21 protein-coding genes and 3 pseudogenes are annotated in these 26591 nt (G+C 55.9%); 7 read left to right on the top strand and 17 right to left on the bottom strand.

Annotated elements, in window-relative coordinates:
• Positions 1 to 200: 200 nt before the first annotated feature.
• Together FRZ40_RS43980 and FRZ40_RS45925 are read left to right on the top strand one after the other, a co-directional pair.
• Positions 201 to 881, top strand: a pseudogene (locus tag FRZ40_RS43980) (glutathione S-transferase N-terminal domain-containing protein); the annotation flags it as partial.
• 2279 nt (positions 882 to 3160) lie between these two features.
• Complete coding sequence (locus tag FRZ40_RS45925; protein ID WP_275671127.1) at positions 3161 to 3292, top strand: hypothetical protein; 132 nt, start codon at positions 3161 to 3163, stop codon at positions 3290 to 3292.
• A 354-nt stretch (positions 3293 to 3646) separates the two neighbouring features.
• Here the strand turns inward: FRZ40_RS45925 and FRZ40_RS43970 are convergent.
• From FRZ40_RS43970 to FRZ40_RS43940, 8 genes and pseudogenes are all read right to left on the bottom strand, one after another.
• Positions 3647 to 4061 (bottom strand): annotated as a pseudogene (locus tag FRZ40_RS43970) (cupin domain-containing protein).
• Positions 4062 to 4529: 468 nt separating this feature from the next.
• Complete coding sequence (locus tag FRZ40_RS43965) at positions 4530 to 5663, bottom strand: porin (RefSeq protein ID WP_147236858.1); 1134 nt, start codon at positions 5661 to 5663, stop codon at positions 4530 to 4532.
• Positions 5664 to 6041: 378 nt separating this feature from the next.
• A complete protein-coding gene (locus FRZ40_RS45690) occupies positions 6042 to 6296 on the bottom strand; it encodes a helix-turn-helix transcriptional regulator (protein ID WP_240057534.1) in 255 nt (84 codons plus the stop codon).
• A 62-nt stretch (positions 6297 to 6358) separates the two neighbouring features.
• Positions 6359 to 7003 (bottom strand): cupin domain-containing protein, encoded by a 645-nt coding sequence (locus FRZ40_RS43960; protein ID WP_240057397.1) that lies wholly within the window; start codon positions 7001 to 7003, stop codon positions 6359 to 6361.
• Positions 7004 to 7138: 135 nt separating this feature from the next.
• Positions 7139 to 7948 carry a c-type cytochrome gene (locus FRZ40_RS43955; protein ID WP_147238460.1) on the bottom strand — a complete coding sequence of 270 codons (810 nt, stop codon included), beginning with the start codon at positions 7946 to 7948 and terminating at the stop codon, positions 7139 to 7141.
• Position 7949: 1 nt separating this feature from the next.
• Positions 7950 to 9575 carry a b(o/a)3-type cytochrome-c oxidase subunit 1 gene (locus tag FRZ40_RS43950; RefSeq protein ID WP_147238459.1) on the bottom strand — a complete coding sequence of 542 codons (1626 nt, stop codon included), beginning with the start codon at positions 9573 to 9575 and terminating at the stop codon, positions 7950 to 7952.
• Positions 9565 to 10137, bottom strand: a complete 573-nt coding sequence (locus FRZ40_RS43945) for a cupredoxin domain-containing protein (protein ID WP_147238458.1) — start codon at positions 10135 to 10137, stop codon at positions 9565 to 9567. Before FRZ40_RS43945 ends, FRZ40_RS43950 begins: the two co-directional genes overlap by 11 nt.
• Positions 10138 to 10802: 665 nt before the next feature.
• Complete coding sequence (locus FRZ40_RS43940) at positions 10803 to 11438, bottom strand: cytochrome P460 family protein (protein WP_054924034.1); 636 nt, start codon at positions 11436 to 11438, stop codon at positions 10803 to 10805.
• 503 nt (positions 11439 to 11941) lie between these two features.
• On the opposite strand from FRZ40_RS43940, the gene FRZ40_RS43935 reads away from it, so the two are divergent.
• A complete protein-coding gene (locus FRZ40_RS43935; protein ID WP_147238604.1) occupies positions 11942 to 14026 on the top strand; it encodes a cytochrome c biogenesis protein ResB in 2085 nt (694 codons plus the stop codon).
• Positions 14027 to 14102: 76 nt separating this feature from the next.
• On the opposite strand, the gene FRZ40_RS43930 is transcribed toward FRZ40_RS43935, so the two are convergent.
• The 6 genes from FRZ40_RS43930 to FRZ40_RS43905 form a co-directional block, all read right to left on the bottom strand.
• A complete protein-coding gene (locus tag FRZ40_RS43930) occupies positions 14103 to 14408 on the bottom strand; it encodes a DUF2818 family protein (RefSeq protein WP_147238457.1) in 306 nt (101 codons plus the stop codon).
• Between the two features lie 363 nt (positions 14409 to 14771).
• Positions 14772 to 16025: a transposase gene (locus tag FRZ40_RS43925; RefSeq protein WP_240057531.1), complete on the bottom strand. Its 1254-nt coding sequence runs from the start codon at positions 16023 to 16025 to the stop codon at positions 14772 to 14774.
• Positions 16026 to 16136: 111 nt separating this feature from the next.
• Positions 16137 to 16904 (bottom strand): IS21-like element helper ATPase IstB, encoded by a 768-nt coding sequence (istB, locus tag FRZ40_RS43920; RefSeq protein WP_042317356.1) that lies wholly within the window; start codon positions 16902 to 16904, stop codon positions 16137 to 16139.
• Between the two features lie 11 nt (positions 16905 to 16915).
• On the bottom strand, positions 16916 to 18439 hold the full coding sequence (istA, locus tag FRZ40_RS43915) for an IS21 family transposase (RefSeq protein ID WP_147234346.1): 1524 nt from the start codon (positions 18437 to 18439) through the stop codon (positions 16916 to 16918).
• A 146-nt stretch (positions 18440 to 18585) separates the two neighbouring features.
• On the bottom strand, positions 18586 to 18774 hold the full coding sequence (locus FRZ40_RS43910; RefSeq protein WP_193567077.1) for a hypothetical protein: 189 nt from the start codon (positions 18772 to 18774) through the stop codon (positions 18586 to 18588).
• Positions 18774 to 19370, bottom strand: a complete 597-nt coding sequence (locus FRZ40_RS43905) for an IS607 family transposase (protein ID WP_147238456.1) — start codon at positions 19368 to 19370, stop codon at positions 18774 to 18776. The genes FRZ40_RS43910 and FRZ40_RS43905 overlap by 1 nt, the downstream gene beginning before the upstream one ends.
• 596 nt (positions 19371 to 19966) lie before the next feature.
• On the opposite strand from FRZ40_RS43905, the gene FRZ40_RS43900 reads away from it, so the two are divergent.
• The 3 genes from FRZ40_RS43900 (at position 19967) to FRZ40_RS43890 (ending at position 21760) form a co-directional block, all read left to right on the top strand.
• Positions 19967 to 20170, top strand: a complete 204-nt coding sequence (locus FRZ40_RS43900; RefSeq protein ID WP_147238455.1) for a cold-shock protein — start codon at positions 19967 to 19969, stop codon at positions 20168 to 20170.
• A 511-nt stretch (positions 20171 to 20681) separates the two neighbouring features.
• On the top strand, positions 20682 to 21146 hold the full coding sequence (locus tag FRZ40_RS43895) for a GNAT family N-acetyltransferase (RefSeq protein ID WP_147238454.1): 465 nt from the start codon (positions 20682 to 20684) through the stop codon (positions 21144 to 21146).
• Positions 21143 to 21760: an FMN-dependent NADH-azoreductase gene (locus FRZ40_RS43890; RefSeq protein ID WP_147238453.1), complete on the top strand. Its 618-nt coding sequence runs from the start codon at positions 21143 to 21145 to the stop codon at positions 21758 to 21760. Before FRZ40_RS43895 ends, FRZ40_RS43890 begins: the two co-directional genes overlap by 4 nt.
• A gap of 546 nt (positions 21761 to 22306) precedes the next feature.
• On the opposite strand, the pseudogene FRZ40_RS46440 reads toward FRZ40_RS43890, so the two are convergent.
• Positions 22307 to 22489, bottom strand: a pseudogene (locus FRZ40_RS46440) (hypothetical protein); the annotation flags it as partial.
• Positions 22490 to 23525: 1036 nt separating this feature from the next.
• Here FRZ40_RS46440 and FRZ40_RS43880 point away from each other — a divergent pair.
• On the top strand, positions 23526 to 23936 hold the full coding sequence (locus FRZ40_RS43880) for a RidA family protein (protein WP_158647090.1): 411 nt from the start codon (positions 23526 to 23528) through the stop codon (positions 23934 to 23936).
• A 473-nt stretch (positions 23937 to 24409) separates the two neighbouring features.
• Here the strand turns inward: FRZ40_RS43880 and FRZ40_RS43875 are convergent, their stop codons facing one another.
• Both FRZ40_RS43875 and FRZ40_RS43870 read right to left on the bottom strand, forming a co-directional pair.
• Positions 24410 to 25360, bottom strand: a complete 951-nt coding sequence (locus FRZ40_RS43875; RefSeq protein ID WP_147238451.1) for an SAM-dependent methyltransferase — start codon at positions 25358 to 25360, stop codon at positions 24410 to 24412.
• A 134-nt stretch (positions 25361 to 25494) separates the two neighbouring features.
• Positions 25495 to 26094: a hypothetical protein gene (locus tag FRZ40_RS43870; RefSeq protein ID WP_338048201.1), complete on the bottom strand. Its 600-nt coding sequence runs from the start codon at positions 26092 to 26094 to the stop codon at positions 25495 to 25497.
• Between the last annotated feature and the right edge of the window lie 497 nt (positions 26095 to 26591).

Genomic DNA, 26591 nt, shown 5'->3' with positions numbered 1-26591 from the left:
ACTCATGTGAGGTCTGGCGGCCTATTAAATGAAGCGATTTTTGGCTCTGTGCTTCTGGGCCATCGCCCTGCAAGATACAAACTTGGTAGCCGTCTATCTCTACAAACGGCTCACGAAGCGCGGTACGCCACCGACCATGCGACCGCAACATACAGCCATCCATCCTCGCATAAACACTGCTCTTTTGGGCGAGTACACCGATGAACGATCTTTCCGCCTTCCCGATCACGCGCAAATGGCCCGCGCAGCATCCCGAGCGCATCCACTGTATTCGCTACCCGCCAAAACGGTATCAAGGTCTCGGTGATGCTTGAGGAGACCGGGCTACCGTACGAACCGCATCTAGTGCGCTTCGATACGAATGATCAGATGTCGCCCGAATTTCTTTCGCAATCCCAACAACAAGATTCCGGCAATCCTCGATCCGGCAGGGCCGGGTGGCAAGCCACTCGCCCTCTTCGAATCAGGCGCCATCTTGATCTATCTGGCCGACAAGGCCATGCAGTTCATCCCGGCTGACGCGGCAGGACGTATAGACGATCAATGGCTGATGTTCCAGATGGGTGGAATCGGCCCGAGTTCGGTCAGATCGGGTTCTTCAACAAGTCGCCGGAAAGGACTATGAGACAAACGCCCGCGCGACCGCTACGTGCCGGAGTCGCGGCGCTTGCTAAACGGCTCAATCAGCGCCTCGCCGACCGCACTTGGATCATGGGAGACCATATACGATTGCCGACATGGCTACGTTCCGTGGGTGCGCAATCTCGTCGGTTTCTACGAAGCTGGAGACCTGGTCGGCATCGCCGATTTCCCGCACGTGACGCGTGCATTCGAGGCGTTCCTCGCGCCCAGCCGTTGCGAAGGCTATCGATATCCCAAGCGCTCGTAGAACAACCGCTTCGAGCAGTGGCGACCGCGCATATGACCAGCGGACGGCTTCCTGCAAGGAACACGGATTGGTTAGCACAGATTTGGCGTCTCGATGCCGGCTTGTAGCTTAAGTCTCTCACCGAGATCATTCGTGAGCGTAGCTCGATGCGCAGTCTTACGCAACAGTAACGGTGGTCCCACTGACGGCCTACGGTGTTTCGCCGTTACCAACGGCACTTTCAGATGCCGAGCGAACGGCCATGCCGGTTGGCGTCAACTCTCGGAGGCGACTGTGACACTGCAGCATCAAGTCTGGGCAGAAAAGCGTCTTCAAGGCGATCATCGGCTCCGTGTCTCGCGACCGCGCACGGACGATCGCACTGCGTACACACTCGTGCACACTCGCGATGGTGCACACTGCAGACTGCGGGCCATTCCTAGGGAGGTTCTAGCTGCGCATGAGCGCTCGCCCTCATGGACAACGCTCAATGCATCACAAAACGGGCTTAAAGTCGCCTGTGTACTCGCCGCGTGCCGGTAGTCATGCTGAATCGCGAAATCGAGAGCCTGCAGTAGCTCCTTAAAATGGGGCGCACGAACGGCATGGACTGGACCGAAAGATAGAAATCGTCCGGTCCGGACGTAGCAGGTACAAGCCGGGTTCGGAGAACATTTCAGGTTCATCGACCCCGATGGACGATTTGCCACGAGATGTGAGATATAAAGCCCCATTTCGGGCTTCCGTCAGCGGTAGACCATAACCGATGCGCAAGCTGTTAGCCGCAACCTTTTCTGCATCTCTCTCGCGCGAGGTTCGCTATCGGAACTGATGCAATCGCGTAATGCCTCGCTCAGCGAATTCTGGCGTGAGTCGTTCCAGCTCCCTTAGATACATTGCACAGGTGGGACAATGAAGCCCGCGATAAAAACAAATCAGCGTCATTCGCCCGGGCACTTCCGAGGCGAGATCGAACGAACCATGGTCAGGGATCAACGACAAGCGCAGGTGCCGTCTGACGAGGAAAAGCATCGCGTAACTCCTTTCATAATCAAAGATTCGCGCCGGCCGACGCGAACGTTCTACTTTCGCATATTTTTTAGAGCGAGGGATTCGAAAGACATGACCAAGAGTCGGGCGTTATGCGTCAAGGAACAACGCTTAAGACATAGTTCCTCCAGCCATTACCCAATGTAGAGGTGGTTCTCCTTTCCGCAAGATGTCCGATTCCAATAAGAAGACTGCAAGAAAGGCCGAACTCTCTAAGATCTCACCTTCTATCCGGTTTCTCACCGAAAACAAAGGCAATCTTAAGTTTTCTTCATACTGATATGGCATACTGCGAGACTCTCAGGTTCCTGGACTAATGGGCCCTCGGAATTCCCGGAACCCTTTTGGCCGGCGATTCCATGCGCCGGTCACTTTTCCGTCCCGCCTGTCCAATTTTCCTCACATAAGTACCACCTCAAACGTCCGGATGCCGCCCGTTAAATTTGTCGCTGCTATTTGCCATTTGCTGTGCGCTGTAGCACCGATTTTCGTAGTTCGTTACTGCGTAACGATTCAAAAGGTAGGGATGCAAGCTTAAGTAAACTTCATGCCTGGCCGTTATTGTTAGTTTGAAGGTGCACATATCGCTCATGCCGTTTGCAAAAAACTCTCGACACTCTCTACGCGAACCTCGCTTGAGCGTGGCAGTCCTCGACACATGGCAGCGAACTTCGTAGCGTCGCACTAGGAGCCGAAGCCGGCCGCCAACGACGTGAAGATGCTCGTGTGGGAATCTGCGTAAGGGCGAAGGATGGCGCCACATTTTTCGCCTGAGGGCTCCGCCCCCGCGATCGACAGCGAATGAATCCAATCATCTATCAGATTGCCGCCGCCTCGAGTGAACAAAGTTCCGTGGCGCAGGAGGTAGGTAAAACCACATCGCATATGGATGCCATCACCGGGCAAACATGCCGCTATCGTCGAGCAGACGACGGCGGCCGCTCATGCGTTCGGTGACCAGGCAAAGCGCCTCGCATCCGCGGTATCCATTTGCCGACTAACCAATGAGGTGAACCACAGTGAAAAAAGATGGCACACCGGCGACGCGACCTAGCGGTAACTGAAACCGATGCGACTAGATCGATTGCTAGGCTGGCTCTTCATACTTGCCGGCTCTGCCTTGCTGTTGTGGCTGATAGTCACGCACTGGTAACTCGCAAAATGCCGCGTTGCTAGCACTTTCTGGCCCCCAAAGAGACTATGGAGCACCGTTTCGGCTAGCGTCCTCAAATGGAGAGTGAGGTGATTCTGGAAGACGAAATAACAAAGCTCGAACGATCCGTCAAGACGTTGATTCACCGCCCGACGCTGATCCGTCGCGACTACTGGACCGCCGAGACACAAAAGCTTCTGCTGCGCCCGGTCTGTCGGTAAAAGATCGCCATCGGCTATCCGCGCTACTCAGTCTTCTTAACGGCACTCTGGTGACTGCTGCGCAAGAGTGGTCGTCCTCGCGCCATGGACAGGCCGACCGGATCGATAGCAACGCATGCGACTTGCCATAGCGAAGGCGGACCGAGGCACTGCAACGATGCCCCATTGGATCTGGACAACGCCGTAAAGAGGTGTGACGCCCGAGCGCTGGCTCGCCGCTCGGGCGGCTTGCCGCGCCGGAGTGCGAAAAGCAACACTAGCAGCGGTGCAACGCCGTGCCCCTCATCAGAGACCACCGTTACCCCTGCGGTCAAAATCTGCATGGACAGATTGGTGCACCACCAAGTTAGCGCATTATTCAGCTGGGGTCGTCAGGGCTTGTCGTCGGTATCCACAACGAATACCGCGAGTAGCTTAGCGGTCTGGGTATTGCTCGCATTGCGGCTAACGCGGTGGATCGCGCCCGGCTCCTCAAAAAAGCTCTCACCGGCGTGATAGACCCGTTTCGGACCGTTGTTCACTTGCGACTCGATAGCACCCGATACGACATAGGCATAAATAAAAGCTGACTTCGCGTGCTTGTACGCCGGCGATGCTCCGGCGGGAGCGTAATCAACGACTACGGCCGTCAAAGACTTGCCGGGAATGTTGGGGATCCCGTGATCAAAGTTCGGCGTGACCGTTTCGCCTACCCCTGCGCCACCGCGGGCAACGCGACAGTAAACGCAACCGCTGCGAAGGCGGTGCCGATGACAGATGGAATTTTCATAACCAACTTCTCCTGTAGACAATTGAATTCTGGTTTTCTGATGAGTCGCCGGAAAGGATTAGCGATGTACAGTCCTCGCCCGGAAGGCGGCAAAAAACCCGATCATCAGAGAGGAACTGCGAATGTGTTATAACGATCCGCGGATTCTTCTCTCCCCGCGTGGGACCAGCGGTGCTAGCGTCGCTTCCCTTTCGTATCCGTCACCAACGACTTCCACCAATCACGACTTGCGGCGGTTGGTGCGAGGTCATCGGCGAAAAGTTCAGAAAATCTGGCAGTCACACTGATGACCTGGCGATTCTCGAAAAAATGCCCATTGAACAGTGGAGTTATATTGCCTCCGCAGGAAATACATAGTATCGCCGACATGTACGACACCGCGTCCTCAAGTAACGTTCGGTACTCACCTACCGTTCATCGCCTTCCTTAACGGCTCCCGCAGCATATTTCATCGTTTCGGAAGGTCAATTAGAAGGCGTGCATGATGCCTAGCCGTCCGACAACCTGATGAGAATTGCTGGACACGCCCGCGGATCCCGGCACATATGCATTGTCTAAAATCGTATCGGATGTTCCACTGACCTTTTGATAGATCACCTGAGCATATAGGGCTGTCCGACCTGAAAGGGAATACTGGCCCATTAAACCGACTTCATTCCAATGAAGAGAACGATTTGACTCATCTCGACCGAGATTGGCGTGTGAATAGGTGTACATCGCACCTACGAACAAACTGGTAGTGAAGTTGTATTTAACGTTGACTTCCACGTTGTCGAAAGTAACGCTTGCGAGGTCCTTGCCTAGCGAGCCTACATATATCGACGACTGAGGCTGCTGCAAGTGTACATGCGTATAAGCGATGCCAACCGCGGTGGCGCCGAGCCCGTAGGACACACCAGCTCCATATATCTTTTGATTGTTCGCGACAAAGCCGTAGTCATCTGAGGACACTGTCCCGCTCGCGCTCGCCCCTGGCGAAGAGAGGTCTTGGAAAACAGCCGCCGCCGTGAACGACTTATACGCATATTTCAATCCAACACCGTACATACGATTTTCCGCGAATCCCCCGGGAGCGTTGCTAAAACCATAGAGTGCGGTCACGCTAACGCCAGCGATGACGGGGCTCGTGTACTTTACTGAATTATTCGTATGGAACGACGCATCTGTGTTGTCATTGTCTACCGGATGAGAGAATAGATAACCGGCCCAATTTCCATTGGCCGTCATCGGCCCAATCGTATCAGTCACGGTGTCGAACTGTCTTCCCACTGTAAGTGTCCCGACGGCGTCCGATTGAAGGCCTACATACGATTGATATCCAAACAGACGCCCGCCGTAGTATGCGCTGCCGTTGTCGAGAACAATTCCGCTTTCCAGGTCGAAGACTCCGTGAAGTCCGCCGCCGAGATCCTCTGTTCCTTTGATGCCCCAGCGACTGATAACAAGATCGACGCTGGATGTCTGCCACGCTTTGTGGCCTCCAACATTGTTGGTGAAATTAACGCCTTCATCTAGCGCGCCAAATAGAGTAACGCTACTTTGTGCGTTCGCCGCGGCGCTTAGGAAAAAGCATCCCACTGTGACTATGACGTTGTTTCTCATCTCGCACCGTCTCTGTGTGGTTTCAACCTGCTTTCCCCATGCCAGTCAACCAGTTGGTCAGCCGCTCCTTGCGGGCTTCGTTTTTGTCACTCACCTAGCCCCATTTCTCCGGCTTCTTTGCATCGTCCATGAATAACCCGCTTCTTCATTGCTCGGCGAAACCTTTTGGCCATTTCGTCTCGGCGACGAGCTACAGACATATCTGTACTTCAAACGAGCAGCAACAGTAACACCGTGCATTTCAGCCCACGCCTAGCAAAAAAGTGGCAGGCAGGCGGGTGTTGAAAATGCGGATGACCCACCATGGTCGAGAGAAAGCGCGCCCGCCGACCGGCGATGCCCTCCGGCCGTCTCTCGTCTCTTCGCCGGCTACAGAGGCTACTCGGGTAGGCGCTCTCGCACAGATGTCAGGCGACGTCGGAATGTGCTCGGGTCCAAGCCGTGCCGGGCATTAAACGCCAGTGAGAAGTTACTTCGACTCGAGAAACCTACCATTTTCGCCACTTCTGCTACCGGATAGTTGGTGGTAGCCAGCAATTCCGCGGCTTTCTTCAAGCGAACAATTTTAAGCATCGCCATTGGCGACTGGCCAAACGCTTTCATGAACTGCGCAGCGAACGCTGAGCGGCTCATTCCGGCGATGTCTGCCAGACGCTCGACTGACAAGGCAGACGCCGATCGCTCGAGGATCGCTTCTAAGGCACGGGCGAGACGCCTGTCAGCGACGCCGGCTGCCCACGGCAGGTCCACCCCCCGTTATCTATCTGTCGCCGAAGCACGAGGATCAGACACTGCTTCAGCAGCGCTTCGACCAGGGTACGCGAGCCAAGCCCCGGACGCGCGGACTCCGCGAGCAGCAAAACGAACTGGTCTCTCAATCCTGACTTGCCTTCGAACTGAGCGACGAGCGGGTGTCGCAACGTCTTGAACGGGTCACTGCCCGAAGTCGTGTCAAGACGCAGTTCCCCACATGCGGTGGAAATACCGTTGTCGCCACCACCGACTTGGACAGTCGGAACAGTCTCTTGCCAAGGCCAGTCACCGACACGCGAGCGATTCGTTTCGCGCGTCGCGCACGATTTGCCGCTCTCGATTTTGTAACCGATACCTGGCGGCAGAAGTACGAAACTGTGCGCGCTGAGCGATACTCGTTCACCGTGTTGAGTTATTAAAACACCGCTTCCGTCCATGCAGTAATGCAGACTCGCCGTCGCGCAGGCCTCGAACCGAGCGCTCCAGCCATCACGAATGTCACAGAGCGTGAAATTCGCCACGCCGATGTCCAGAGCGGCAAGAAAGCGTTCCAGGACAGGAAGCTCACGTAACTGCGCGTTTTTCATGGGCGAGTCCGAGACCAAATCGACTACGAAAAAACAGTTCCTAGTCTACTAGGAACTGGCTGCTCCGGTATTCTCGGGGAACTGACTTCGTCCTGCCTGACCACGATAACAAAGTCAGCGCCCGTGCTGATGGTGTCAGGGCTGGGATATTCGTCCTTCCGAATCCGTGAACCCGCTATAGTATGCCGCCGCGTCCTTTATCTCTGTTTCGGTCAGATTCCGGGCGATATTTCGCATCTGCTCGCCGGAATCATTATGTCGTTGACCTGCTGCAAAGGCATGTAGTTGAGCACCCAGGTAGGATGCTGAAAGACCCTGCAAAAATGGTGCTCCGGCCTTGTGATCAATGCCTCCGTGACAAACAGCACAGGAAACGACATTCTTTATAGGGTTTCCACGCGCGACGATCGGCGGCACTACCTCCGTCGCAACGCCGCCCGTCGAATGCCCTGATGAAGCGAAGTAGTGTGCGAGGTCACGCATATCTCTCTCGGATAGTCCTTTGACCATCTGGGTCATTATTACATTGGTTCGCGCACCACTTTGAAAATCTGAAAGCTGCTTATAGACGAATGCAGCGTCTTGCCCGACCAGAAGCGGCGCAACGGCCTGAGATGCGTTGTGGCAGGCAGCGCATCGTGCTGCGAGCACCCCGCCGCGCCGCATCGCCTCAGGGTCGTCATGAGCAAGTGTCTGCGGCGTTATAGTAACCGCACTTACCGCGCCGTCAGCAGGATAGACGATTGATTCACTCTCCGCCCAGTGGCGGGATACCCCCGCCGCGCTGCAGATCGCATTCCATATGCCTCGAAACTGAGGGCCGCCCTGCACCGACGGCAGAAGGACAAACCCTATCGCAGCAGCGGTGGCCGCGACGGCGAGGGTACCGCACACGCTGCCTACCAGCCATCGGTTCGTCAGCGAAAACACTGGCTTCGCGTCCATGTCAATGCCCCTGGCCGATCGGGATTCCAGGCACGGAGGTGTCTGGGCGGGCAATCAGTGACGCAATCGGATATCCGTAGTTAAACAATGTCAGACCGATCATCAGGGCGAGCCAAAGTCGAAAGCCGTTCAGCGCAGATGGCACACTCTCTGTTCGATGAATCGGCACACTAAAGGTGTAGTCCTCAACTAGATCGACCGTCGAGCGGTGGGCGCGAACCAAAATCAAAATAAAGAGGAGACCGGCGACCAGACAGATGACTCCGCCAATGACCGATACGATCACAGGCATCGCCTGAGACGAAATTTCGCCATTCGTATAGTCGAAGTATGCCATTCTGCGCGGCATACCCATGATGCCCACCAAATGCCAGGGGATTGTTAATACCATGATTCCGATGAACCAGAGCCATAGCTGGATACGGATCAGTCGCACGTCTGTGATCGCGCGCCCAGTAATCTGCGGCCACAGGTCGTAAGCAATCACAAAGTACATGATCACGACCGCCCCGGCGAAGATGAGGTGAAAGTGTCCCGTTACCCATTGGGTGTTATGTATAGTCGAATCTAACTGGTAACTCATGTTGATGAGTCCGCCTGCTCCTCCAAAACCCAACATCACAAACGAAAAACTGATGGCGAGCATCATGGGGTTGCCCCATGGAAGGGCTTTTAACCAACCAATGACTCCCTTCCCGCCCCGTAGCCGCCCTGCAATCTCAACCGAGGCACAGATTGTGAACACCGTTAGCAAGGTAGGAATTGCGACCAATGCCGTGAAGACCGAGTGCATGAATTTGAAGCCCGATCCCACTTGTGGATCGGCGAACAGGTGATGTATGCCGATCGGCATTGATACAACCAGAAACATTACGAAAGATACCCGTGCCATCAAATCGCTATAAAGTCTCCCGCCGATAGCACGTGGAACGATTGTGTAATACGCAATGTAGGCGGGCATCAGCCAGAAGTACACAATTGCATGCAGCGTCCAGGAATAGAAAACGCGTGCGAGACCGGCATCAATGTTGTGTTTCCATCCCAAAGCAACCGGAATAATCTGAAAAATGATTTCGATTGCAGCACCGACGGCCGTCCATCCCCACAGGTATGCGCTCGCGACACAGGCAAACATCGGAAGGGGAACGGGAACTCCCGGATTCGCGCGCTTCCATATCGCGAGGTTTACACCCATCAGCGCAACCCATATCCATGACCCTACAACGATCAGGACGACGCCTATGTAGTAAATCGAGCTGCCGATCATCGGCGGATAGAACGTGTACAGAACGGAAGCCGTACCCTTCGCTATTGTGATAACGGCCAGCACAAAGCCCAAAGTAACGGCGCCGAAGCCTACCCACGCCAGCTTCACTCCGACAATGGCTCGCTTAAGAGAAAGCTCAATGACTGCGTATCCGAGGGCCATCGCGACGAGAGTCGGGAAGACGTACGCCATAGTCGAACCGTGCGCCGACACGGATCGATAGTAAATTTCCGGATCCTTTATCCACGGATGTAGCGGACTTCTCACGTACATCTGCCAGGCGCCCAACGCCAACGCAACAGCGAAACTCGCGAAAGCAAGCCAGAAATGAAGAAGCACAAGCCGCTTGTTAATTAACACAGTTCAGCCTCCCGTTCGCCCCTTTTCGTTTAAGCATTTCGAAAAAGGCGGCGCGCTCTATGATTTTGACGCGCGCCCACATCGCCTGATGACCCGTCCCGCAGTATTCGTGACAAGGCATCAAATGCTCGGCTGGCTGCGGAAACACCGTTTTAAACGTGGATATGTAGCCTGGTTCGATCATTGAATTGATGTTAGTCCCCGTTACAAGCATGCCGTGGATCGCATCAGCGCTGGTAGCTCTGAAAGTGATAGGCGTGTTGGCTGGAAGAAGAATACATTGAGGTGTGAACGAATACTGCTGCGCCAGTACCCGGACGATAACAGATCCGTCTTTTGAAGCGGCGCTTCCCAGGTTACTTTCAGAAAACTCACTATTGGTTTCCAGGGATGCGATGCGTATCGTTTCTACTCTGGACGGCGGCATCATCGCCCAATGCAATCCAGTGAAGACGACCGTCAGCATCATGATGAGCATGATTGTCGACATCAAAATCGCCCACCTTCGTTCAATTTTATGGACGATACTGACTGACGGATTTTCCCTGATTTTGTCGCTCATTGGATAACGCCACGCGGAAGGAAAACAAGTACGTAAAATACGATCCATATGAGGATCACGATTGCTGTCGAAGTACCTGCTAGCACAATCGCGCCCTTCGGGCCATCGAGAACAATTCGTTCAACGGCTTGATCGTCGTCTTCTTTCGGGTTCACTTGGTTTTCCCACGGCAATTCTGGACAGGGTTGAACATGTCGAGCATGCAAAGCTTTAAACGGACCCGCGACGTCAACACCGAAATCCGGATCGGGTACGCGCGCGCGAAAAAATCCCAGCCAGGTGTGAGTCCTTGCTTGCGCGCAATCGCGAGCTCGCCGAACCGACCCGCGAAACCACGGCAGATTTATGTACGGCCCACACTGGACTCGTCGCTCCAACCACGGCACGGGTTCGCGTGACTAATAGCAATCGCGCAATGCGATTGCCGATCCGCCGGCCGTTTATTGCGAAAACTGTACCCACCGGCCCCACTTCTATCATGCGGCACTGAGCTACTAAACGCTAACGAGTCTCCGCACAAGCAGACATTGCATTCGCCAGGGAGCGCAACGCACCCGCACCTGCCTCGTCGCGCTGATCAAGACGGAAGGCACCCCGATGACCAGCGCGGTGTCAGCATATGCGCCGATGGATCTAGCTAGCGGCTATAACCGCGGCGCACGATCTTATTGAGTCTCAGGCTTGTAGTTCGGGTTCAGGTGCCCATCATCGTCGAGCAGTCGATAGAACTGCGTCCAGACGTCATCCTTCTTCGCACTGGCAATGTGGCAGTATGCACATTCTTCTTTCGCCTTGACTTTCGCCATCTTTGCCTTCGGCTCAAAGTGATTGAAGTTGAAGTATCCCCAACCGTCTGTCGCGGCGAAACGCTTTGAATCTTTCACAGTGACATCGGCGCCGTTGAACTTCCCAGGGAACAGGCCGCGACCGGACGGCTCATTTCTCGAACCGTCAGGAAACTGCTGCGGCGTGGTCAGCTGAAGTTCTTTGACAAAAATCGTCCCTTCAGGGAATTCGCCGGTTTTCTTGTAGATTGCGTACGAACCCGGCTCAATGTAGACGTTGTGGTACTCGGGGAAGTTTGCCTTCCCTCCATTTAGAGCGTTCGGCGTCAACGGACTTCCGACGTAGATCCATTGGTGAAAGTTCTTTGGAAGCAGAAGCTGGCCATCTGCGGTGTATTGCGGCAGTTGCCGCTTTACCGTGGGAAGGTCTTGCCCATCCGAGTCAGCCCAAGCGCCGGTGCTAAATGATGCGCACGCGATCAATACTGCACTAATGACTGAGAGTCGCTTCAACATGCGGATTCTCCTATACGTGAACGAGATAACCGGAATCTAGTACGCTTTGCGACGTCCCAGTCCGTAGCCTGTGTTGGCTACGGAATTAAATACTTTTGGCGCTCATCATTCAACGATCCACAGGTATATGAATCATGCCCTTATGGTTGCACCACGTTGATGCCGCGAGCCAGCGCGCTGCGACGGTCTCTCAGCCCGCCCCCAATGGGGAACATAGCTCGCGAGACGAGTTGATAACGCCTGACCGTTCGATATACGCATGTATAGTCAGCCACTCTTTGTTCTCACCAAAAACTCGTGTAGAAATCAGAATTGAGGATTGTTTTAATTTCCCGCTGCCCGCCGACATTCGGAGTGACAGCGATACCGATCCTTTACACCCGTCTTAATCACAATTATCTGGAGTGCCCTTGAGCGAGCGTCCGACGGCCGAAGGCCAGATTTGCTTGAGAGTTCGTAGAAATCCATACGAGCTCAAGCACGCCATTGATCTTCTCAGGTCGATGCGCTTTGCCATAGCTTTGCTGGTGATACTGGCGATCGCAAGCATCGTCGGCACTGTCCTCACACAGGAGGATACGTACGTCAATTATGTGAACCAGTTCGGCCCATTTTGGGCCGACGTCTTCCGCGGGCTAGATCTGTACGACGTCTACGGGTCCTGGTGGTTCATGCTGATCCTGGTCTTTCTTGTCATTTCGGTCTCACTCTGTGTAATTGACAACGCCCCGAAGATGGTCCGGGACGCGCGCAGCTGGAAGGACCGCGTCCGCGAAGGGAGCTTACGCGCGTTCCACCACAAAAGTGAGTTCCGCGCAGCTGCCCTAAGTGGCGTTGAAACGGCCGAAGTCCTGATGCGCCTCGGACGTCAGTTGGGCTATAAGCTAGTCACCCGCAATACCGACACCGGCGAGATTCTGATTGCAGGTAAACGTGGTGCTCTCACAAAGCTAGGCTACATTTCGGCCCATTTGGCGATCGTGGTCATCTGCATGGGCGGCCTGCTGGACAGCAATCTGCCTATCCAGCTGCAGATGTGGTTCTCCGGGAAGACTGCGACCGAGTTGGAGACGGATGTAGACGCAGTTTCTCCGGACCATCGACTATCCCCTTCAAACCCAACTTTCCGGGGATACTCTCTCGTACCCGAGGGCCGCGAGACAAGTACGGTCCTACTTAGTCGCCGGGACGGCTCATTGATCCAAGACCTGCCGTTTTCAATTCAGTTGAAAAAGTTCGTGGTTGATTATTATTCAACCGGCATGCCCAAACTTTTCGCCAGTGATATCGTGGTTACGGATCATAAGACTGGTCAGCGCGTTCAGGCACGCGTCGAGGTAAACAAGCCGTTTACCTACAACGGTATTTCAATATATCAATCGAGCTTTCAGGACGGCGGGTCCAAGGTGGCGATGACCGTGTGGCCGATGGCCGGCACGGCAGAATTCACGGAGCAGCTTCAGGGCGTAATCGGGGGTGTCACGCATATTCACCTTCCGACCGCCGGAGAAAGTGGAGAGACGGTGGAGCTCACCGATTTTCGGTCGATCAATGTCGAAGATATTCATAACACGGACGATGCCCATAGTATGCGAGGTGCTCTCAAAGAACGTTCGCTCGAGAGCGAGATTGACGCACGACTCGGTTCAGGCGCGAAAAGCAATCTATCTACGACGCTACGAAATCTAGGGCCCTCGATGCAGTACAAGGTTCGCGATATCAACGGGCAGGCCCACGAATATCAAACCTTTATGCTTCCAGTAAATATCTCCGGCCAGCAGATGTTTATGACCGGCGTAAGGTTGGGGATCAACGATTCGTTCCGCTTTCTCCGGATTCCCGCAGACGATCACAATTCAGTAAGGGACTGGGTGAATCTTCGAGCTGCCTTGCAGTCTCCGAGCATGCGAAGCCAGGCCGTATCTCGATTCGTACAGCGTTCGTACTCAGGTGCCGATACTGAAGCTCAGAAAGTTGCTGCATCCGACGTATCTCGGCTGCTAGACCACTTCGCTGGCGTCGAGCGAACTATGGGCCCAACGACAGTCGCGGCATCAGCGGGCGGCTTCATGGCGATTGCCGGTTTGGTCGACCACTCCACGCCCGCAGTGCAACAGGAGAAGGCGGCGATGACCCTCCTACGCACGCTGAACGGTGTTATGTGGGACCTGTGGCAGCTGTCTCGCATTAAGCATGGCGAGCCTGAGATGAAACAGGATCCGTCACATATTTCCTTTATTCGAGCTTCGGTCGATGCACTGTCAGACAGCTTCTACTACGGGGCGCCAATCTTCGTCCAGCTTGACTCGTTCACGCAGGTTCAGGCGTCGGCATTCCAGTTGACTCGGGCACCGGGCAAGCCCATGGTATATATCGGAAGTCTTTTACTCGTGATCGGCATATTCTCGATGTTCTATGTGCGCGAGCGACGTCTCTGGTTTTGGATCAAGAGTTCAAACGAAGGGGGCGCAGAAGTCTTGATGGCAATGTCGACCGCTCGACGTACGCTTGACTTCGAGAGGGAGTTCGCAAGCACGCGCGACGCGGTACACATGGCACTGGACACGAAACGCGCTCAAACAAGCTAAGGTCCTGAGGTCTCCAACCAGCCGGGCAACAAGTCCGGCTGGAACATGACCTATCAACGACCGGCGCTCAACGACATCATCGGCTAAACAATGTCCGGGGAAGCAGAAAGCGAAAGACGAATCCCGGAAATGAAAACACCATCAGCAACGATACGGTGATTACGTAGAATTGCCAGCCTTGGTCGAACACCCTACCCTCCCGCGCCTCTAATGCATACGCCACAGAGGCCAAAATCATGTAGGTCATTACAAACTCCACTATGTAAGCCCAGGATGTTTTGCCATGTCGGAGAGTGATAACACCAAATAACCTGCCTGTGGCGAAAGGAAAATTGGCCAACGATACGGCCAAGGTGAGAATAAACCAGCCTGAAACTGACATTAATATTTGCCTCATATCACTTGTAACGTTGGATTGAAAACTCCATGACGAGATCTGTGAATCCCGTTACGATGACGGGCTCAACAGTCCCCAGCCTACCAGGTTTCAATTGAACGCGACATCGGAGCACTATTCAACGCTCCGAAGGTATAAACGTTTAATACCTAAATACACCGCTAACTTAATAGTGCTCAAATCTATCCAAGCAGATTTTGGGGGCGCAGGCGTAACGGTGGTCCTGCTGAGGGGCCCGGCGTTTCCACCGTTGCCAGGGGTGCCTTCCGCACTCCGACGTGGCAAGCCGCGCCGGGTGGCGAGCCAATGCTCGCGCACCACACCTCTGTACGCTGCATGAACGCTGCGCTAGGCGGCCACACGCGAATCTCCGTCTTTCCTTGCAGGAAGCTCGAGGGCGTGATGACCACCCCGCACCGGTACACGGATAACCGCGTCGGTGCGTGGCAAACGCTCAGTCAACTTCTGTCCGCGACGGGCGATGACACCCGCTGCGGCAGCATGCACACTCCAGCCGCGTCGCGATGCGTATTTCACGGCAGCGATGGTCGACGTGTAGGCCGGGTCAATCAGAATCAGTTCGACACCTGCGCGGAAGCACTTCGCTTCGAGCAGTTGCCGGTATTTTGCATAGAGCAGCCCCGATAGCATCCGCGCGCCTTTCGGGCTGAGTTGCGCCATGGCTTTCTTTTTTGCTGCGAAATCGAGGTCTTCTGCGACGACGGGTTTCAGTTCGTCCTTGGCCCACGCCACCGCCGCCGATAGCGCATCGGAGAGCACCGCCTGGCGCTGGCCCGACGTGGCGTCTTCCCGAAGCAGCGCAAAGCGCTTCGTGCGTAACAGGTTACCGAATGGGTCAGTTTCGGTGACTGCCAGGTGATCAACGTTGAAGTCGAGCCCCACGACGCCGTGCTGCGCGTCGAGCGTCACCCGTCGCGCCGGCGCGTGATTGAACGAGACAAATGCGCGCCAGTGCTGCCCGTCCCAGTGCAGACGCCACGTCAGTGCGACGTTCGAGTCTAATGCCTCGGCCAGCGCCATTCGGTCGCGATTGAATGTCACGTCACGAATGATGAGGTATTTGTGCTCGCCCTTGGTACGCAGGCGGTCGGGTACCCGCACCTTGAGCTCGTATCCATCACCCTCCACTTTTCGGAGCTGACACAGCTGGTTACCACCCTTCTCGTCCTTCGAGCCGACGAAGAAGACCTGATGGGAGCGACTGTCCCGCCACGCCTGCCGCCATGCGTCACGGTCCCTGAAACCGGCGAGCGAGAGGTGATGCTGCTGGGCAAACAGTTTGCGCGTGCCAAAGCAGATGCCCGGCACCTTCGCCGCGAGCCTGCGCTCGACCCTGCCGAGCTTTCCCTGCAGGCGCGCGAGTGCGACGCCATTGCGATGCGCGGTATGACGAAGCTTCGCCTCGCGTTGCGGATGCATCCGTAGCCGGTCGGCCGCGATCTCCGCCAGGCGTTCGCGACGTGCATCGAGCTGGCGCTGCTGGCGGTGTATCGCCTTGAGCAGCTCCTTGCGCTCCGTATCCAGCAGCTCGCGTGTACCATCAAGCAGTCCCTGCAGTTCAACGGCGGTTGCATTGAACATCCGGGCCGAGATACCGTGCTGCGTATTTCGGCGAACGTGACCGCCGATTTCGGGAACGTGACCGATTCGGCGGGGTTTGGCATTGCGCGGTGTTGATTGTAGATTTCCTTGTTAGTTCTGGTCGAGTTCGGGCTCCAGGACGTTGGGTTTTGGGGATGCCTTTCTGAGGGATTCACCGGTAAGCGTGATCCGATGATGACGCTGCATGAGGCGGTCGAGCATTGCGTCGGCGATAGTCTCGTCGCCGATCCATCCATGCCAGTGCTCAATCGGTAACTGGCTGGTGACGATGGTCGCCTTTCCCGCCGAGCGGTCATCGATCATCTCGAGCAGATCGTTTCGAACCATCGCATCGAGGGGCGCCATTCCCCAATCGTCCAGTAGAAGCACGTCGACGCGGGCAACCTGCAGCAGCCATTTTGTGAAGCCGCCGTTGCCGTGCAGAACGCGAAGCTCCTCGCCAAGTCGCGGCACGCGCAGATACAAGGCTGAATGCCCGCGCCGGCAAGCGTATTGGGCCAGGGCGCAAGCGAGCCACGATTTCCCCGCGCCAGTTGGGCCGCTTATGAGCAGGCTGTAGCCCGCTTGCACCCAGTCACCGAGTGCGAGGCTCGTGAGCGAGCGCGGATCGACGCCACGGCCAGCGCGCGTGTCGAGATCCTCAATAGCGGCCTGCGGATATTTGAGGCGCGCCTGCTTGAGCAATCGGGTACGACGGCGATCATCACGCCAGCTGGCTTCCCGGTCGACCAGCAGTGACAGGCGTTCCTCGAAGCTCAGGCTGGCCGCACCGGGCTGCGTCAATTGTTCTTCCAGGCCGTCAGCGAAGCCGTCCAGCTTCAGGGTGCGCAATTGCGTCAGTGTCTGTTGCATCATCATGGTGGTCTTCTTTATTGGTAGTAGCTGGGGCCGCGTACATGCGCGTGGCTCGGGCTGGTCCAGTCGGCAGGCGTTACCACCGCCGCCCGGTCGCGGTTGTTGACCAGGATGTCGCGCACGTGGCGGTAACGGTGTACGCCCAGTTCCAGCGCCAGCGCGCAGGCGGCTTCGAGACGGTCACGGCCATAGCGACGTGAGAGCGACAGCAATCCAAGGCACGCCCGATAGCCGTGTTCCGGATGGCGTTGCTCCTGCAGCAGCCGGGTGACGAGCGCGCCGGTTGCCGCGCCGATCTGCTGTCCCCAATGAATCAGCCGCTGCGGCGTCCATTCCAGATGAGCGCGGTGTGCCGCAGGCATGTGCTCGACAACAGTGGTATAGCTGCCTGCGCGATCGTTACGTGCGTGGCTGGCGACGCGGCGACCGCGATGTAGCAGTTCGACAGTGCCCGCCGTGATACGCGCATCGAGCTTGAGGCCGACCAGCGCGTGCGGCACGCTGTAGCGGTGTTTGTTGATCTCGACGTGATAGTCAATGTGAACCGTCACGGTCTTGAAGCGCGCGAGCTCATAGGGCTGTGCCGGCAGCGGCTGCAGTGCCGGCGCGTCCAGCTGGGCGAACGCGCTGGCACGACATCCCGGCAGCTTCTGGAATGGCCTCTCATTCAGGTTCCTGAGCAGCGGGCAGATGGCCTCATTGACCGAGTGGACCGAGTCAAACCGGTGATGACGCAGGCGCGCCATGATCCAGCGTTCGACCACCTGGACCGCAACCTCTACCTTCGGTTTGTCCTGCGGACGATATACGCGCGCAGGAAGGAATGATGTGCCGTAGTGACGCGCGAAGTCCAGCACAGTGTCGCCGGCGCGAGGTTCATAGCGATCGGGATCGGCAATCATCGCACGCGGGTTATCCGGGACGATCAACTGCGGCACACCACCATAGAAGGTCAGCGCGCGAGCGATCCCGCCCAGCCAGTCCTCCATTGTCTCGGCCGGCGTCGCACATGCGAACGTGTAACTCGATGCGCCCATAGCCGCTACGAAGATGTGCGCGCGGCGTCCAGTCGTCAGTGGCAACGTGGGGCCGGCGAAGTCGACAAACAGCTTCTCGCCGGCGCGATGAATCTGACGCATCGAGCGCTTCAGGCGTTTTGTGAACGCCTTGTAGTGCCCACAGAACTGCGTATAGCGGTAGGTCTGCCGGTCCGCGAACTCAGCCTGGTATTCCTCCCATAGCAACGTCAGCGTCATGCCCTTGCGACGCAGCTCCTGATGGATGCGTCCATAGTCGGGCTGGGCATAGGCTGCTGGCCCCGTGGGCTTGCCGAGCAGCCGCCGCTCGAGTTCGCCTTCATCCATATCGCAGGCGCTTGCCCAGTCCAGCCCGGCGGCACTGGCTAGTCCGATGTACTTCGTGACCACGCCCTTGGATATGCCCAGTGATGCGGCGATCCGATCGTGCGAGAAGCCGCCGTCGAATTTAAGTCGTAAAACGTCCTTGATCATGCGCATGTTCATCCGGTGCGCGGGCATCGTCTCTCCGGCCAAAGCCGGCGAGCATAGCCCGCGTGGTTGATGTCATGCGCAACGCCAATCCCGCCTTCCGGTCCGCTCGGTCACGTTTCCGAAATGATCGGTCACGTTGCCGAAATCGCCGGTCACCATCCCGAAACGGCCGGTCACGTTCGTCCGAAATACGCACCGTGCTCCCAGCAGAACGCCGTCTTGTGCGACTTCGCCTTACCGCCGTGGGCCGCGATGCGCGCGTACAGCTTTCGCTTCATCGTGCCGTAAAGGGCGGCCATCGCGTCGAGCGTCTGCATGTCGGACGAGGACAGGTATAGCCGGGTCTGCGCGGTCGCCTGCATCAGTCCGCCAGCGCCCGCAGGTTCTTTCGGCTGCGTGAACCGTACAGGCGCGAGGAAAACACCGTCAGGATCTCGACGAGGTCTTCCGTGAGCTGCTGCTCACGGCTTACGTCCGTGACCGTGTCCAGTACGACGACTTCGACGTGAAAGAATTCGCAGATACGGAAAAGCAGCTCGCTACCGAAACGCAGCAGCCGGTCTTTGGTGACCAGCACCAGGCGTGCAACGCGGCCACGGAGAATGTCACCCAGCAGCCGTTGCAGTCCCTTCTTGCGATAGTTCAGCCCGCTTCCGAGGTCAGCGATCACCTCGATATTCGCGATGCCCGCGTCAGCGCAGTGCCTTTCGAGTCTCGCGGACTGCGTTTTGAGTTGTTCCGCCTGGTCGTGTGAGGAAACACGGGCATAGCAGACCGTCTTGCCGGTTGCGGCAGGCCCGGTGCCGGCCAGGGTCTGCACAGTATCGTGCTGGTACCGCCGATGCCCGCCGATAGTCTGGCAAGACGGCGTCAATAGTCCCTGCCGAAGCCAGCGCCGCAGTGTACTTGCCGCTACGCCCAGTTCAGCCGCAGTCTCGCCAATCGATAACAGTCGCATGAGATATCCCCCTGATATCTCATAAAGCGAACGTTTTTAAACGGGCAATGATCAGGTTTGCGTGGATTCGGCGGTTACTGTTCGAAACCCCGTCAGCCCCCCGTGACGCGGCAGACATAAGAGCCAGATGCGGCGTTTGTCGCAAACTTGTGCTCCACTTAGGCGAGCAATGCTGGCACCTGCTTCGGCAGACGTACGCTGTTTAGCCCACAGGGCTCTCGGGTCCGCTCTACGCAAAATCCCGCTAACTGCTCGCCGGCAAAGTACTTCCGGGCAGGAATGAAAGCGATTCTGGTTGACCCGGCCCTATACGTCTACCATCGGTGCGATGGAATACGCATCGCGATGGGCCCCGAGTGTGCAACCTTATACGTGAGTCTATACATGAATACCAGAGGTGCGTTGAGTATTGGGCGGACGCCCAATAGAATCGTACGGTGCTTGCTGCATATTGAGCGAGCACAAGACTTTCGCTGTTCGATCGACATGTGCCAATACATTTCTATCGTTATAGTTGGCGCCCGTTTTATCGGTCAACAACCCGCCCCTATATTCAAACGCGCTATCTCGATAACCGAACTCAAAAGGAAAAGCAAATGGCTACAGGTACTGTGAAGTGGTTCAATGACGCAAAAGGTTTTGGCTTCATCAAACCCGATGATGGCAGCGAAGACATTTTTGCACATTTCTCCGAGATTCGATCGACCGGATACAAGTCACTCCGCGAGAATCAAAAAGTGTCCTTCGAGATCGGTGTGGGTCCAAAAGGCAAGCAGGCAGCGAATATCCGGACTTCGTGAATTGCGAGGCTAGTTCCGGATCTACCGCGCCAGCCAAATTTCGCGTCCGTGGTCCGGCGATCCGTAAGCATGGTGCCGGGGCGGCAACGCAACTACTGCTGCAAGCCGGCCGTCCTGGCTACGAGCATCTTCACTGCAGCATTGATGAGGCGATGATGACACAAACCACATCCGGTACGGGCGCATCGCTTGCCGCTCAGAGGGCCACCGTCGATTTGGACGTCGGCTACCACGGCCATCGATTCTGCTACTCGAAGCGCGATGCGAAGGCCTATCCACACCAGCTAGCCCGGCTGCGCGTGCGCGTTGCTCAAGCGACGTACGAACAGTCCCTTTCTAGCGGCAATGCCGAAGACGGTCAACGATGTTGTCAAGACCGCCGCTAACAATCGGGATCGTCAGACCAGCCCCGAGCCATACAAGATGACCTGGTCGGACGATCGTTTCTTGTCCCTACAGTGCGTTTCGTTAAATGGATACAATTCGCGCGATGCAACAAGGAGAGGACGATATGGGCACGAAAGCAACATTCCAGCATCTTGATTCCCCCGATGATTGGATCCGCGCCTTTGACGTGATGAAGGAATTGCGGCCGCATCTGACGGACCCCAAAGCCTTCTGTGAGCAATTGCGCCGGCAGCACGAAGAGAACTATCGCCTGCTCGCTGCGTGCGGTGCGGACGGGACAATCCTCGGTCTAGCCGGATATCGCGCGCAAACAAATACCCTGTATGGGCGCTTCGTCTATCTCGACGACCTTGTCGTAACTTCTCCACTGCAACGCAGTGGCATCGGAGCGGATCTGCTCAACAAGGTTCGCGAGATTGCAGGTCAAGCGTGCTGCGCGCATTTTGTGCTTGACACGGGCTTGCACATGCCGCTCGCGCAACGTTTCTACTTCCGCAACGGCCTGCTGGCCAAAGGTATGCACTTCGTGGAATCACTCGCGCACGGCGGAACAGGTGGCGAACGATGAAAATTCTTTTCGTGAACGCCAGCCCGCACGGACAAATGAGCCACGGCTATCGTCTCGCCGTTGAGATGATTCGCTCGCTGGGTAGGAATATGCCTAGCGCCCTGGTGAAGCGTGATCTTGTTTCGGCACCTTTGCCGCCGATCACACAGGACTATGCAAAAGCCATCACGTCACGTGAACCTGATGTAAGCCGGTTCGACGTATCCGAGCAGCTCATTCGTGAGATTGAAATGACGGATGCGCTCATCATCAACACACCGATGCATAACTTCACGGTTCCGGCCGCGCTGAAGCTCTGGATTGACTACGTACTGCGTGTTCATCGCACCTTCGCCGTAACGCCGGAGGGAAAGGTCGGTCTGATGCGCGACCGGCCTACCTTCGTGATCGTCGGTTCCGGTAGCTTTCATAGCGGCGATCGGGCGTGGCAAGGCGATTTCCTCACCCCGTATGTACGTTACGCGCTTCAGTCCATCGGATTGAAAACCACTCATTTCGTGTTGCTGCAAGGACTCACGCATGGCGACGAGGCGGTAACCGACGCGCTCCGGCGAGCGCGAGAAGAAATCGCACAACACCCGCTCTTCGCCCACCGCGATACCGTTGTCAGCTAGCGCCGCATACGCGTCGTAGCATTCCGTGGCATGGGTGCGCCGCCATCGCGTTCAGTGGCCGCCAGCGATAGGAAGCTGAGAAGCGAGCCGTGCTCCGGTGCGCCTTGTACGCCCTCACCTGCCACACCCAGTACCCTCATCATCGAACGTGCGAGCGGCGATCATTCAAGTCATCGACGACAACCCTTCTCGTCCGCGCTTAGAAATGCGTCCAAATGCGCGCCATCCGTCGACGAAAAGCATAGGCGCTGATCCCGAGTCGCACACGGAGTTCCGACCGAGGCCGACCGCACGGTAGTCGACATTCAAGCTGTTAGATAGCGGCGCGCAAAACCGGCCGACATTCCTGGCGACTACCTCCCTCATCGTGGCGCAACGAAAGGCTGTTGTCATTGGATGCGCTACCTTCGGCAGTCCGCCTTCAAAAACCTTTGTGAGCTATCTCGGACTCGAGATCGGAGCTTCCTATGAAGCGCCATCTTTCGAAAGAGCGTTCTGATATTCCGTTGCCGATGTAAGAGTACGAAGCCTTGCCCAACAGCCGTCTCACCAATGGTTGACGTCCTCCCGGCAATCGGCCTTGGGGATTCCTTCTGCAAGAAGACGATGTCCCGCCGCGAGAATGTTCACAGCCGCGTTGATGCCGCGATGATGATTTGCGCCGCGTTCTCGCCACTCTCTTCTTCCCAGACCTTCCTGGCCCTTCGGCCCAGTGCGGCTGTTACAGCAGCTGCAGGTCTGGGTCGAATGTTCATCGACCTCATCGAACCATGCGCCGGCGTGACTGCAGCACGGTCCGGAACTGACCCCGGTTCGCGTTGAGCACGGATTTCGTCATCCGCGTCCTCGCGAGCGCCGAAGCGTTCCCGTTGCCGATGAAGATTGCGCCGTACTCCTTCATGAACGCCGTGGAAAGCTTGTGCGACTGGTCTGTCCGGGAATTCTTGATTTCCGCATGGAGCGCGCGTACACGTGCCTTCTTGCGGCCGTGCGCTTTGCGGTTTCGCGAGCAGATACGTCCCGTTGCAACGGCTTCTAAGCGTCTTGGTCAGGTCGTGCAGACCAACCGTCACCGCCGAAAACCCTCACCGGCAGTTCCCATCGTCTCTCGTCGAGATCTCCGCGGTGGATATACGGATGTATCGCTTCCGATACTTCGTTCAGGTTGAATATATAGCGATTTGAACATTTAATAGCGGGGCCGGAAAACTTCGCGCCGTATTTCCTGCACCTGAATCGGTTAAGTGACTGCGACTGATGCGGCCACCGTTTGGTTTCATTTTTTTATCTTGCAAGGTGTCCCTTATGGACTTTCGCATCGACCGCCGCAACTGGGCAGCATCACCGGAAGTCGCTCTATCGATAGCGCCTCGGCCCGGCGTCCAACATCTTTCGGGCCACTCCAAGCGGAAGCGACTTGGCGCCGATACCCGATCCTTCGGCCCCAAAAGTGACGGCGCGGTGGCTGGCAAAAACCAGACTTCCCGACTGCGTCATGCCGCTCGCTTCGCGCATTGAAATTACAGCTCTGACAGCTAAATCTGACGATATTGGTATCGTACGCGATTGTGCACCTGGCGAACGTCAGACAGGTCGAAGAGATGCTTGCCGTATCCGAATCGGTCGGCGGCCCCTGCCACAATAGCCGGCTTAGCGTCGCAAAAGAGCGATTCACGTGGCACCTACAGATTGATAGCGTTTCCGTGAGCTTATCCACGTTCGAGCCGACAAAAACCTCCAACTTCATTAAACCATGGAGCAATCTATGCGTTATTCTGCACTCGGGTCTCTCACCTCACCGAAGACAAAACAACGTGATAACAACCCTACCATCCGGCCCAAGCTTCGATGGCTGATGATGTCAGGTAACGCGCATCTTCTCTCCTCGAAGCGGATCTCTACAAGTATCGAAGAGCAGAGTGAGAATGTATGGAGAAGCACGATCGATGCTCTCGAGAAAGCAGGAATGACAGTGCACGATATCGTTAAAGTGACGCAGTATCTCAAACTTGAAGAACATATACCCTTATACTCGGCGATTCGAGATAAATATCTTGAAGGCGCGATGCCGGCGTCGACGCTCTTGGTAGTGCCTCACCTTGATCCATCGAGCAGGTTAGTTGATGTCGAAATTATCGCTGCGAAAGATGATCTAGAGTTTTCGACGAAGCAGTGAACATTTAGCTGTTGAGTAGTTTCGTTACCAGCTCATTGCATAGCCTATCTCAATGATCTGATAACTTCCCTACGTCCAGCTCACTTTGTCCCGCCCAAACAGAAGCGGATTCATGGCCTAAGCTATCGGCTACTGACGATGACCTTGGTGACCCGTCAAGACTGAGCCTGAAATCAACGCCACTGCGTCGACATCCATATCGAAAAAGCAGGTGCGTCTTATGACACGGCGGAGACACCAAACACATAGCTTGAAGTTCGCGAACCCTGATCACAAGCACGACAAGCCGGAACTTCGAGGTAAAGCAAAGCTTTTCCCCCAGCAGATCCGCTACCACGTGGTATTGTCCACCGCAATGCGATGGGGCCCCGTCATCGCGGACATCAAAGCAGCGGCGAACATTTCACGGTGAAATGTCGCCGTCGAAAAGGATCCCGCCACTCACGATACCCGTAGGCCAGGCGGGAAGAATCTCAAGATGGTTTTTTAGCGATTACGGTAGGGAACATGCACCCCCGGTCATTCACAAAAGTGACATCTCTGAAACCGACCCGCTCCAGCTGTTCACGGGTTTGTGAATGAGTGCGGAACGAACTCCATTTAACCTCGATTATTTGCACAAATAGCAACTGTTGCAGTGCAAGCAAGGTCGGCGTGGTCGCATTCATGTCCCATGGCGATTCATTGGACAGCGTTGGCGGCGGTGTCAAAAAACTCGTAATAAGTTGACCACCTGGCTTAAGCGCGTTGAAGAACTTAAGATACAGGCTGACCACTCGCTCGTTATCCGGTTCATATATATTTAGACCATTACTCGTCAGTATGTCTACATTGGCATTAAGGTCCATCTCCCACGCGTCAGCATGGTGCAACTGTACCTGCCGAGCAAGACCGCGTTCATTGGCTAGTTGGTATGCTCCGTCGAGCGCATTCTTGTCGAGATCAAGGCCTAGCAACCTCACATCGGCATAGGTCTCATAATCGAGCAACAAAAGGTCCCCCATCCATCCGCAGGGCACAGACGCAAGCACAAATCCCGGTTTGAGCCTCGCCTGCAATTCTCGACGAAAGATCTTGAAGCGCTCGCGAGTGGCAAGTACCGCCGGAAGCCGTTCAAAAATCAGGTACTCGAGCTCGGACACCATACCCTGCCGCAAGGAGTCGGTCTCGTGGATTACGAGTCGGTGTGTCCAGTATGCATCGAGTCCGCGGTTGACCAGCAGGAACCTGCCCAATTCAAACCCGGACAACCGATCAACGAGCCCGAGTTGATGCTCGAGAGTCGCTGCTGGAACATTCCCGTCCCCGCAGAGTCGAGCTTTTACTGCCTCGACCACTCGCTGGCTCGTGGGGTCGGCCTGAACATTGTGAGAAATTAGTCGAGAGGAGTCTGTCACTGGGCTACGTTTTACGTGGTTGGTCATGAAGGTAATCATAGCCCGCAGACCGTCAATTCCCAAGCCTTGCCAAGCGTGTCAGTCTCAGTAACGACCGAACAATCGGCACTATGAGCCAAACCAAATCCGTCACGAGCTACTGTTCCAGGTTTGGTACGACGTCAAGCCCGCCTGTAGGCCATCCGATCAAACGATTCTCCGGCGCGAAACCGCTCCAACCGGTGACCGGCTTCGATGATTGCCGCCAGTGGCGCGCGACGCATTTGATAATCGTATGTCGCGACAATGATAGCGAAATGCTGGAATTCTTCTTCCTCAAGCATCCATAAGTCGGAATGTCGACCTCGATTGAATGCCGCGAAGAGAATGCTTTCGGCTTCCTTCAATTGTTCGAACGTTGCATCGCCATAGCCGGCTTCGATGAGCAGCCCAGTCACGATCGTGACTTGGCATAGCGTACGCGCGGCATCGAGATTGCCCCTTTTTCGTCGCATGGCATCGAGTGCGACGTGCACTTGCAAACTCACACGGTCCGCTTCGGCACGAGCTATAGGTAACAATACTGCCTTACTTCGGCGCACCTGCGCAGCCTGGGCGGTTCTTTCAAATGCAGTCGTTCTGGTCATCACATGAATAAAGCATGGTTCAAAAAAAGCGTCGCAGCCGAATACTACACCGCTACATGTCGGAATATACAGCGTCCAGTCGTCATCAGCCGTCCGTGACGTATCGACGCTCAGAAGACGCGTGGCGACATCCATGCTCGAGTTCCATTCGAGCACCGCGACGTCGAGGTGTTGCGGAAGGAATCCCGGTCCTTTTCCGTGAGAATGCGACAGTCGAAGGTGGGACCCAAGGAGCGCGAAAACTGGTGACGAAGCACGACGTTTTCCTTGAGTGCAGACTGGAGAACCGAATCGTCTCACCGCATATACGGTGGTTTGCTTTGCACGCTTGCCAACGATAGAGGCTACCGATGCACAATCCCGAAGTCCAGGTAGCGCAATCGCGAGGATATCGCTTCAATACCTAAGTATGTTTTCATTTCCTTCGGGAACGTCTTAGAGTACAGCAGAAACCATCGACCTCTCAAATGAGGCCAGCAGAAAATACGTGGCGTGGCCACTATGAATTGGTGCAAGAAGACACATGACGCAATCGCACGACATACTCGTTAGCAGTCGACAGGCACCCTCGGCCACGTCTTCCTTGATGGTTTGCGATACTGCAGAACGGGCTATGAAAGGATGATATGCGC

Source organism: Paraburkholderia azotifigens, assembly GCF_007995085.1.
GTDB lineage: Bacteria > Pseudomonadota > Gammaproteobacteria > Burkholderiales > Burkholderiaceae > Paraburkholderia > Paraburkholderia azotifigens.
The sequence above is the reverse complement of the archived record's forward strand: the minus strand, read 5'-3'. Positions and strand labels throughout refer to the sequence as shown.

What these genes read in the sequence shown, in the direction of transcription:
- FRZ40_RS43965 (WP_147236858.1), bottom strand. Translation starts at nt 5,663, where the DNA reads ATGAGAAACAACGTCATAGTCACAGTGGGATGCTTTTTCCTAAGCGCC.
- FRZ40_RS45690 (WP_240057534.1), bottom strand. Translation starts at nt 6,296, where the DNA reads ATGAGCCGCTCAGCGTTCGCTGCGCAGTTCATGAAAGCGTTTGGCCAG.
- FRZ40_RS43960 (WP_240057397.1), bottom strand. Translation starts at nt 7,003, where the DNA reads ATGAAAAACGCGCAGTTACGTGAGCTTCCTGTCCTGGAACGCTTTCTT.
- FRZ40_RS43955 (WP_147238460.1), bottom strand. Translation starts at nt 7,948, where the DNA reads ATGGACGCGAAGCCAGTGTTTTCGCTGACGAACCGATGGCTGGTAGGC.
- FRZ40_RS43945 (WP_147238458.1), bottom strand. Translation starts at nt 10,137, where the DNA reads ATGAGCGACAAAATCAGGGAAAATCCGTCAGTCAGTATCGTCCATAAA.
- FRZ40_RS43940 (WP_054924034.1), bottom strand. Translation starts at nt 11,438, where the DNA reads ATGTTGAAGCGACTCTCAGTCATTAGTGCAGTATTGATCGCGTGCGCA.
- FRZ40_RS43935 (WP_147238604.1), top strand. Translation starts at nt 11,942, where the DNA reads ATGCGCTTTGCCATAGCTTTGCTGGTGATACTGGCGATCGCAAGCATC.
- FRZ40_RS43930 (WP_147238457.1), bottom strand. Translation starts at nt 14,408, where the DNA reads ATGTCAGTTTCAGGCTGGTTTATTCTCACCTTGGCCGTATCGTTGGCC.
- FRZ40_RS43925 (WP_240057531.1), bottom strand. Translation starts at nt 16,025, where the DNA reads ATGTTCAATGCAACCGCCGTTGAACTGCAGGGACTGCTTGATGGTACA.
- istB (WP_042317356.1), bottom strand. Translation starts at nt 16,904, where the DNA reads ATGATGATGCAACAGACACTGACGCAATTGCGCACCCTGAAGCTGGAC.
- istA (WP_147234346.1), bottom strand. Translation starts at nt 18,439, where the DNA reads ATGCCCGCGCACCGGATGAACATGCGCATGATCAAGGACGTTTTACGA.
- FRZ40_RS43910 (WP_193567077.1), bottom strand. Translation starts at nt 18,774, where the DNA reads ATGCAGGCGACCGCGCAGACCCGGCTATACCTGTCCTCGTCCGACATG.
- FRZ40_RS43905 (WP_147238456.1), bottom strand. Translation starts at nt 19,370, where the DNA reads ATGCGACTGTTATCGATTGGCGAGACTGCGGCTGAACTGGGCGTAGCG.
- FRZ40_RS43900 (WP_147238455.1), top strand. Translation starts at nt 19,967, where the DNA reads ATGGCTACAGGTACTGTGAAGTGGTTCAATGACGCAAAAGGTTTTGGC.
- FRZ40_RS43895 (WP_147238454.1), top strand. Translation starts at nt 20,682, where the DNA reads ATGGGCACGAAAGCAACATTCCAGCATCTTGATTCCCCCGATGATTGG.
- FRZ40_RS43890 (WP_147238453.1), top strand. Translation starts at nt 21,143, where the DNA reads ATGAAAATTCTTTTCGTGAACGCCAGCCCGCACGGACAAATGAGCCAC.
- FRZ40_RS43880 (WP_158647090.1), top strand. Translation starts at nt 23,526, where the DNA reads ATGCGTTATTCTGCACTCGGGTCTCTCACCTCACCGAAGACAAAACAA.
- FRZ40_RS43875 (WP_147238451.1), bottom strand. Translation starts at nt 25,360, where the DNA reads ATGACCAACCACGTAAAACGTAGCCCAGTGACAGACTCCTCTCGACTA.
- FRZ40_RS43870 (WP_338048201.1), bottom strand. Translation starts at nt 26,094, where the DNA reads ATGGATGTCGCCACGCGTCTTCTGAGCGTCGATACGTCACGGACGGCT.